At 74.0% G+C, this 7423-nt stretch carries 8 protein-coding genes; 6 read left to right on the top strand and 2 right to left on the bottom strand.

The window, feature by feature from the left end; genetic code table 11:
* Positions 1 to 113 precede the first annotated feature (113 nt).
* On the bottom strand, positions 114 to 1217 hold the full coding sequence (locus ACFVU7_RS28840; RefSeq protein ID WP_388047947.1) for an EamA family transporter: 1104 nt from the start codon (positions 1215 to 1217) through the stop codon (positions 114 to 116).
* 132 nt (positions 1218 to 1349) lie between these two features.
* Between ACFVU7_RS28840 and ACFVU7_RS28835 the strand changes: the two genes are divergently transcribed.
* The 6 genes from ACFVU7_RS28835 (at position 1350) to ACFVU7_RS28810 (ending at position 5757) form a co-directional block, all read left to right on the top strand.
* The gene (locus tag ACFVU7_RS28835) at positions 1350 to 1793 is read left to right on the top strand and encodes a gamma-glutamylcyclotransferase family protein (protein WP_388047945.1); all 444 of its coding nucleotides are present in this window, start codon (positions 1350 to 1352) and stop codon (positions 1791 to 1793) included.
* Between the two features lie 61 nt (positions 1794 to 1854).
* Positions 1855 to 3156, top strand: a complete 1302-nt coding sequence (gene cbiE, locus ACFVU7_RS28830) for a precorrin-6y C5,15-methyltransferase (decarboxylating) subunit CbiE (RefSeq protein ID WP_388047943.1) — start codon at positions 1855 to 1857, stop codon at positions 3154 to 3156.
* Positions 3153 to 3914: a precorrin-4 C(11)-methyltransferase gene (cobM, locus tag ACFVU7_RS28825; RefSeq protein ID WP_074004354.1), complete on the top strand. Its 762-nt coding sequence runs from the start codon at positions 3153 to 3155 to the stop codon at positions 3912 to 3914. The genes cbiE and cobM overlap by 4 nt, the downstream gene beginning before the upstream one ends.
* Positions 3914 to 4651, top strand: a complete 738-nt coding sequence (locus ACFVU7_RS28820) for a cobalt-precorrin-6A reductase (RefSeq protein ID WP_074004353.1) — start codon at positions 3914 to 3916, stop codon at positions 4649 to 4651. The genes cobM and ACFVU7_RS28820 overlap by 1 nt, the downstream gene beginning before the upstream one ends.
* A gap of 51 nt (positions 4652 to 4702) precedes the next feature.
* A complete protein-coding gene (locus ACFVU7_RS28815; protein WP_388047941.1) occupies positions 4703 to 5206 on the top strand; it encodes a DinB family protein in 504 nt (167 codons plus the stop codon).
* 44 nt (positions 5207 to 5250) lie between these two features.
* Positions 5251 to 5757 (top strand): protein phosphatase, encoded by a 507-nt coding sequence (locus tag ACFVU7_RS28810; RefSeq protein WP_387819971.1) that lies wholly within the window; start codon positions 5251 to 5253, stop codon positions 5755 to 5757.
* A 25-nt stretch (positions 5758 to 5782) separates the two neighbouring features.
* Here the strand turns inward: ACFVU7_RS28810 and ACFVU7_RS28805 are convergent, their stop codons facing one another.
* Positions 5783 to 7312, bottom strand: a complete 1530-nt coding sequence (locus tag ACFVU7_RS28805; protein ID WP_388047939.1) for a UDP-N-acetylglucosamine 1-carboxyvinyltransferase — start codon at positions 7310 to 7312, stop codon at positions 5783 to 5785.
* Positions 7313 to 7423 lie beyond the last annotated feature (111 nt).

The raw sequence follows: 7423 nt of genomic DNA, 5'->3' as shown, positions 1-7423 counted from the left end.
GGGGAAACCCGCCGCCCCCCTTCGCCGCGGTACGCCCCGGGGGGCCCGCCCCCGCTCGCTGTAAACGCGGGGGCGGACCACCGAGGACGTCTTCGGGCGTGCGGACGTCGTGCTCAGCTACGGGCGGACGGCCCCTTCACCGACCGGGACGGATCGACCGGATCCGCCGTTTCCGCCGGACGGGCTCGGCTCCCGGCGCTCGATGAGCGGCCCGGACGCCGGCTGACGCTCACCACCAGGCAGACGCCCGCCACCACGATCGCGCCGCCCGCGAGGGTCGGGCCGGTCAGCGGCTCGGCCAGGATCAGCCAGCCCAGCAGCACCGCGACCACCGGGTTCACGTACGCGTACGTGGCCACCAGGGTCAGCGGGGCGGAGCGCAGCAGCCAGGCGTACGCGGTGAAGGCGAGCAGCGAGCCGAACACCACCAGGTAGGCGAGGGCCAGCCAGGACCGGCCGGAGACCGCCCCGAGGTCCACCCCGTGCTGCTCGCCGCGGCCCACTCCGACCAGCAGGTCGCCGAGGCCGCCGGCCAGCATCTGGTAGGCGCTCGCGGCGAGCACGTTGCCCGGCATCGGGATCTTCTTGCTCACGAAGGAGCCGGTCGCCCAGAGCAGGGTGGCGCCGATGATCAGGATCACGCCGCCCGGCTCGATCGACCCGCCGATCGCGGGGGCAGACAGGACTCCGAGGCCGACCAGTCCGAGCAGCACCCCGGCCAGCTCGGCGGGCTTCGGGCGATCGCCGCCGAACGCCGTCAGCACCACCATCCACAGCGGGACCGCGGCCACCAGCAGGGCCGCCAGGCCGGAGGGGACGGAGGTCTCGCCCAGGACCACCAGCCCGTTGCCGCCGGTCAGCAGCAGCAGCCCGACCAGGACGGAGGAGGCCAGCTGGCGCCGGGTCACCTTCAGACCGGCCGGGCCCTGGCGCACCAGGAGGTAGCCGGCCAGCAGCAGGCCGGCGGTGAGGAAGCGGGCGCTGGCGGAGAGGAAGGAGGGCATCGTCTCGACCGCGACCCGGATCGCCAGGTAGGTCGATCCCCAGACGATGTAGACCACGAGGAGGGCCAGCCAGACCGCGCCGCCGAGGCGGGGGACGGGGCTCGCCCCGACCTTGGCTCCGGCCTTGGTGGTGGCTTCGGCTCCGGCCCTGGGGGTGTCGGGGGCTGAGCCGGGGGTCGCGGCCGGTTGGGAGGGTGAAGCGGGCGGTGTCATGTGTGTCCCCCTTGGACGGTACTGGCCGAACATCCGACATGACAGCGCATGGACGGCCCGGTGCGCCAGTCGGTATCAGGAATCGGACCGCGGGACGTACCGTGAACGCTCCCCAGCGAGGAGGTCGAACCCGTGTCCGCATCCGAGGAGGCCCTGCCGTTCTTCGTGTACGGCACCCTGCGCAGCGGCGGCCGCAATCATGCCGTCCACCTGGCCGGGCGCTGCGCCGACGTCCGGCCAGCCGTGCTGGAGGGCGCCGCACTGCACGAGGGCCCCGGCTTCCCGTACGCGGTGCCGGACCCGGCGCCCGGGCGTCGGATCGTGGGTGAGCTCGTCACCGTACGCCCTGGCGCGTACGCCGGAGCCCTGGAGGCCCTGGACCGGCTGGAGGAGTGCCGGGCCGACGGGACCGGGCTGTACGTCCGGCGGCGGATGACGGTGCGGACCGCGACGGGCGAGCCGCGGGCGGCCTGGGTCTACCTCGCCGGGCCGAGGGCCGAGACGCGCTTGCGGGAGCGGCCGGCGCTGATCGAGTCGGGGGACTGGGGAGCCGGTGGGGGACAGACCGCCAGGTAGGCTGCCCCGGCCAGTCAGATTTCCCACTCATTGGCCCATTCGAACGACGAGGAGCCACCCGGTGCCCGAGCTGCCACCCCCGATCACCGTCGTCGGGATCGGGGCCGACGGCTGGCCCGGCCTCGCCGTCGGCTCCCGGGCCGTGCTGCGGGAGGCCGAGGTCGTCGTCGGCGGCCCCCGCCAGCTGGACCTGCTCCCCCGCGACGAGGTCGCCGCCGAGCGCGTCCCCTGGCCGTCCCCGCTGCGCCCCGCCGTCCCCGGGCTGCTCGCCGCCCACGCCGGCCGCCGCACCGCCGTCCTGGCCAGCGGCGACCCGATGTTCTACGGCATCGGCCGCACCCTCGCCGAGACCGTCGGCGCCGAGCGCCTGCGCGTCCTGCCGCACCCCTCCTCCGTCTCCTACGCCTGCGCCCGGCTCGGCTGGCCGCTGGAGGCCACCGAGGTCGTCAGCCTGGTCGGCCGACCGCTGGACACCCTCTCCCTCGCCCTCCACCCCGGCCGCCGCCTGCTGGTGCTCAGCGCCGACTCCGCCACCCCGGCCGCCGTCGCCGGACTGCTCACCGCCCGCGGCTACGGCACCGCCCGCCTGCGGGTCCTCGAACAGCTCGGCGCCCTGGCCGAACGCCACCTGGACGGCCCCGCCGACGGCTGGCCGCACCCGCCCGGCGACCCGCTGAACGTCATCGCCGTCGACCTCGGCGACGGCCCCCGCACCTCACTCGTCCCCGGCCTGCCCGACACCGCGTACGAGAGCGACGGCCAGCTCACCAAGCGCCACGTCCGCGCCGCGACCCTCGCCACGCTCGCCCCCTCCCCCGGCGAACTGCTCTGGGACGTCGGCGGCGGCTCCGGCTCGATCGCCATCGAGTGGCTGCGCGCCCACCGCGACTGCCGGGCCGTCAGCGTCGAACGCGACCCGGTGCGGGCCGAGCGGATCGCCCGCAACGCCGCCGCGCTCGGCGTGCCCCGGCTCCGGGTGGCGACCGGACCCGCCCCCGCCGCGCTCGCCGGACTCCCCGCCCCCGACGCCGTGTTCATCGGCGGCGGCCTCACCGCGCCCGGCCTGCTGGAGAGTTGCTGGGCCGCGCTGCGCCCCGGCGGCCGGATCGTCGCCAACACCGTGACGCTGGAGTCCGAGGCGCTGCTCACCGAGTGGTACCGGCGCCACGGCGGGGAGCTCGTCAAACTCGCCGTCGCCCACGCCGTCCCCGTGGGCGGCTTCACCGGCTGGCGGCAGGCCATGCCGGTCACCCAGTGGTCCGCCGTCAAGCCCGACGCCCGTGCCGCCGAGGCCCGCACCGCTGAAGCCCGCGCCGCCGAAGCCCGCACGTCCGACAACCCCCTTCAGGAGAACGCCTCGTGACCGTCCACTTCATCGGAGCCGGCCCGGGCGCCGCCGACCTGATCACCCTGCGCGGCCAGCGCATCCTGGCCCGCGCCGAGGTCTGCCTGTACGCGGGCAGCCTCGTCCCGCGCGAACTGCTGGACGAGTGCCCGCCCGGCGCCCGGCTGATCGACACCGCGCAGCTCAACCTGGACCAGATCACCGCCGAGCTGGTCGCCGCGCACGAGGCCGGCCAGGACGTGGCCCGGCTGCACTCCGGCGACCCGTCCGTCTTCTCCGCCGTCGCCGAGCAGATGCGCCGCCTGGACGCGGCCGGCGTGCCCTACGAGGTGGTCCCCGGCGTGCCCGCCTTCGCCGCCGCCGCGGCCGCGCTGAAGCGGGAGCTGACCGTCCCGACCGTCGGCCAGACCGTCATCCTCACCCGGATCGCCAAGCGCGCCACCCCGATGCCCGAGGGCGAGGACCTCGCCACCCTCGGCCGCAGCGGCGCCCTGCTGGTGCTGCACCTGGCCGCCGGGTACGTGGACGACGTGGTCGAGCAGCTGCTCCCGCACTACGGCGCCGACTGCCCGGTCGCCGTCGTCGCGATGGCCAGCCGCCCCGACGAGCTGGTGCTGCGCGGCACTGTCGGCGACATCGCCGAGCAGGTCAAGGCCGCGGGCGTGGTCCGCACCGCCGTCATCATCGTCGGCCGCACGCTGGCCGCCGAGCAGTTCCGCGACAGCCACCTCTACTCGGCGGACCGCGAGCGCCCGCACGAGCCCTGCGGGGCGTGATGCGACACGTCCTGGTCCTCGGCGGGACCACCGAGGGACGGACGCTGGCCGCCGAACTCGCCCCCACCGCCCTCCGGGTCACCAGCTCGCTGGCCGGCCGGGTCGCCCGACCCCGGCTGCCCGCCGGGGAGGTGCGGATCGGCGGCTTCGGCGGACCGGAGGGCCTGGCCGACTGGCTGCGCACGGAACGCGTGGACGCGGTGGTGGACGCCACCCACCCGTTCGCCGCCGGCATCTCGCACAACGCCGCCCTCGCGGCCGCCGCCACCGGCGTCCCCCTGCTGGTGCTGCGCCGCCCCGGCTTCACCCGCGTCGACGGGGACCACTGGCTCCCCGCCCCCTCGCTCGCCGCGGCCGCCGAACTGCTGCCCCGGCGCGGGGAACGGGTCTTCCTCACCATCGGCCGGCAGGGCGTCGCCGCCTTCGCCCACCTCGACGGCGTCCACTTCCTCGCCCGCTCGGTGGACCCGCCCGAGCCCCCGCTGCCGCCTTCGTTCGAAGTCCTGCTGGACCGCGGCCCGTTCACGATCGAGGGCGAGGAGGCGCTGCTGCGCAGGCACGACATCGACGTCCTGGTCACCAAGGACAGCGGCGGCGCCGCGACCGCCCCCAAACTGACCGCCGCCCGCGGACTGGGCCTGCCCGTCATCATCGTGGAACGCCCGCCCGTACCCGAAGGCGTCCCCGTCGCACCCGACGTCCCGGGCGCACTGCGCTGGCTGGAGCACCTGGGCTAGGAGCGGGGAAATTGGGCGGCGGGCCCGTCGGATGGCGGGCAGGATGGCCCGATGACCGATGATCAGCGTAGGCAGACCCCCCGCACCGCCGACGAACGCGCCACACTGGCAGGCTTCCTGGACTACCAGCGCGACACCCTCGCAATGAAGTGCGAGGGCCTCACCACGGAGCAGCTCCGCGCCCGCGTGCTGGAGCCGTCCGGGCTCTCCCTGCTCGGGCTGGTCCGCCACCTCGCCGAGGTGGAGCGCAGCTGGTTCCGCAACGTCCTCAACAAGGAGGACGCGCGCGGCTTCTGGGCGCACCCCGACGGCTCCTTCGCCGAGTTCGACGCCGAGACCGCCGACCCCGACGAGGCCTTCGCGACCTGGCGCCGCGAGTGCGAGCACGCCAGGGAACTCGTGGCCGCCGCGGAGTCGTTGGACGTCCTGGGCCACTACGGCGAGGAGGTCTTCTCGCTGCGCTGGATCCTCACCCACATGATCGAGGAGTACGCCCGCCACAACGGCCACGCCGACCTCCTCCGCGAACACCTCGACGGCACCACCGGCGAGTAGCACGAGCGGATTCACCAGCCGGACCGGCCGAGAGGGAGCAGGCAGTGCGGACCCGCCAGAAGGAACGTGGGACGCCCGGGCCGTCCGAGCCCTGGAACGAGATCGTTCCCGGGCTCTGGATGGGCGGGCACTACTTCACCCCGCCCGGCGGCGAGCTGGAACCCGCCATCGTACGGACCGAGTTCGACCTGGTGGTCAGCCTGTTCACGCGCCCCGGGCACGGCCCGGCACCGGGGGTGGAGCACGTCGTCCGGGAGATGCCCGACGCCCCGCTCGCCCCCGGTCAGCTGCTCGCCGTCGAGGAGGCGGCCGAGCTCACCGCGGCCGCCGTCCGCCGGGGCCGTCGGACGCTGGTGCGCTGCCACTCCGGGTACAACCGCTCGGGCCTGGTGGTGGCACAGGCCCTGATCGGCCTCGGCCACGAGTGCGGCGAGGCGGTCCGACTGATCCGGGAACGGCGCTCGCCCTGGGCACTGGACAACCCGGTGTTCGTGGAGTACCTGAACACCGGGTTGGAGGTTTCCGTGCTGCTGGCCGGGCTCAACGGGTGAGGCCGGCCAGCGGCGTGACGGTCGGTCAGATGTCGCGGAAGGTCTCGATCCGGGCGCCGATGGAGTTGAGGCGCTCGGCGAGGTCCTCGTAGCCGCGGTTGATGACGTAGACGTTGCGCAGGACGGAGGTGCCCTGGGCGGCGAGCATGGCGAGCAGGATGACCACGGCGGGGCGCAGGGCCGGCGGGCACATCATCTCGGCGGCGCGCCAGCGGGTGGGGCCCTGGACCAGCACGCGGTGCGGGTCGAGGAGCTTGACGTCGGCGCCGAGGCGGGTCAGCTCGGTCAGGTAGATCGCGCGGTTGTCGTACACCCAGTCGTGGATCATCGTGGTGCCGTGCGCGGCCGCGGCGATGGCGGCGAAGAACGGCACGTTGTCGATGTTGATGCCGGGGAACGGCATCGGGTGGATGGTGTCGATCGGCGCGGTCAGCTTGGAGGGGCGCACGGTGAGGTCGACCAGTCGGGTCTGACCGTTGTGGGCCCGGTACTCGGGGGTGCGGTCGTAGTCGAGGCCCATGCCCTCCAGCACCGCGAGCTCGATCTCCAGGAACTCGATCGGCACCCGGCGGATGGTCAGCTCGGAGGAGGTGACGACGGCGGCGGCCAGCAGGCTCATCGCCTCCACCGGGTCCTCGGCCGGGGTGTAGTCGACGTCGCAGGTGATCTCCGGGACGCCGTGCACGGTGAGGGTGGTGGTGCCGATGCCCTCGATCCGCACGCCCAGCTTCTCCAGGAAGAAGCAGAGGTCCTGGACCATGTAGTTGGGCGAGGCGTTGCGGATGACGCTGACGCCGTCGTGCCGGGCGGCGGCCAGCAGGGCGTTCTCGGTGACGGTGTCCCCGCGCTCGGTCAGGACGATCGGGCGGTCCTGCGGGGCGCCCGGCTCGACCGAGGCGTGGTAGGCGCCGCCGGTGGTGGCGACCTCCAGGCCGAAGCGGCGCAGCGCGGTCAGGTGCGGCTGCACGGTGCGGGTGCCGAGGTCACAGCCGCCGGCGTACGGGATGGCGAAGCGCTGGGCGCGGTGCATCAGCGGGCCGAGGAACATCAGCACGCTGCGGGTGCGGCGGGCCGCCTCGACGTCCATCGCCGCGAGGTCGAGCTCGGCGGGCGGGGTGAGTTCGAGGTCGCGGCCCTCGTTGATCCAGCGGCTCTTGACGCCGATGCTGGTGAGCACCTCGAGGATGCGGTAGACCTCTTCGATCCGGGCGACGCTGCGGATCGTGGTGCGGCCGGTGGTCAGCAGCGAGGCGCAGAGGATCGCCACGCAGGCGTTCTTGCTGCTGCGGACGTCGATCGCGCCGGAGAGCCGGGTGCCGCCGGCGACGCGCAGGTGCATCGGGCCGGAGTAGCCGAGGGAGACGATCTCGCTGTCGAGGGCTTCGCCGATGCGGGCGATCATCTCAAGGCTGACGTTCTGCTTGCCCTGTTCGATGCGGTTGACCGCGCTCTGGCTGGTTCCGAGGGCTTCGCCGAGCTGCGCCTGGGACCAGCCGCGGTGCTGGCGCGCGGTACGGATGAGGGTGCCGATGCGGGTGAGGTAGTCGCCTGTCACTCGCCAGACGATATCTCATGGTTGAGATGGTGACAGAACCGGGGGGCCGCCCTACTGCTCCATTTGTCCGATTCTTGCCCTGTTTGGGCGTCAGTTCTTCACGTCACCGGG

It is taken from the genome of Kitasatospora sp. NPDC058046, assembly GCF_042885595.1.
In the GTDB taxonomy this organism is placed as follows: domain Bacteria; phylum Actinomycetota; class Actinomycetes; order Streptomycetales; family Streptomycetaceae; genus Kitasatospora.
The sequence above is the reverse complement of the archived record's forward strand: the minus strand, read 5'-3'. Positions and strand labels throughout refer to the sequence as shown.

Coding starts and splice junctions, on each gene's coding strand:
- ACFVU7_RS28815 (WP_388047941.1), top strand. CDS start 4,703: ATGACCGATGATCAGCGTAGGCAGACCCCCCGCACCGCCGACGAACGC.
- ACFVU7_RS28840 (WP_388047947.1), bottom strand. CDS start 1,217: ATGACACCGCCCGCTTCACCCTCCCAACCGGCCGCGACCCCCGGCTCA.
- ACFVU7_RS28820 (WP_074004353.1), top strand. CDS start 3,914: ATGCGACACGTCCTGGTCCTCGGCGGGACCACCGAGGGACGGACGCTG.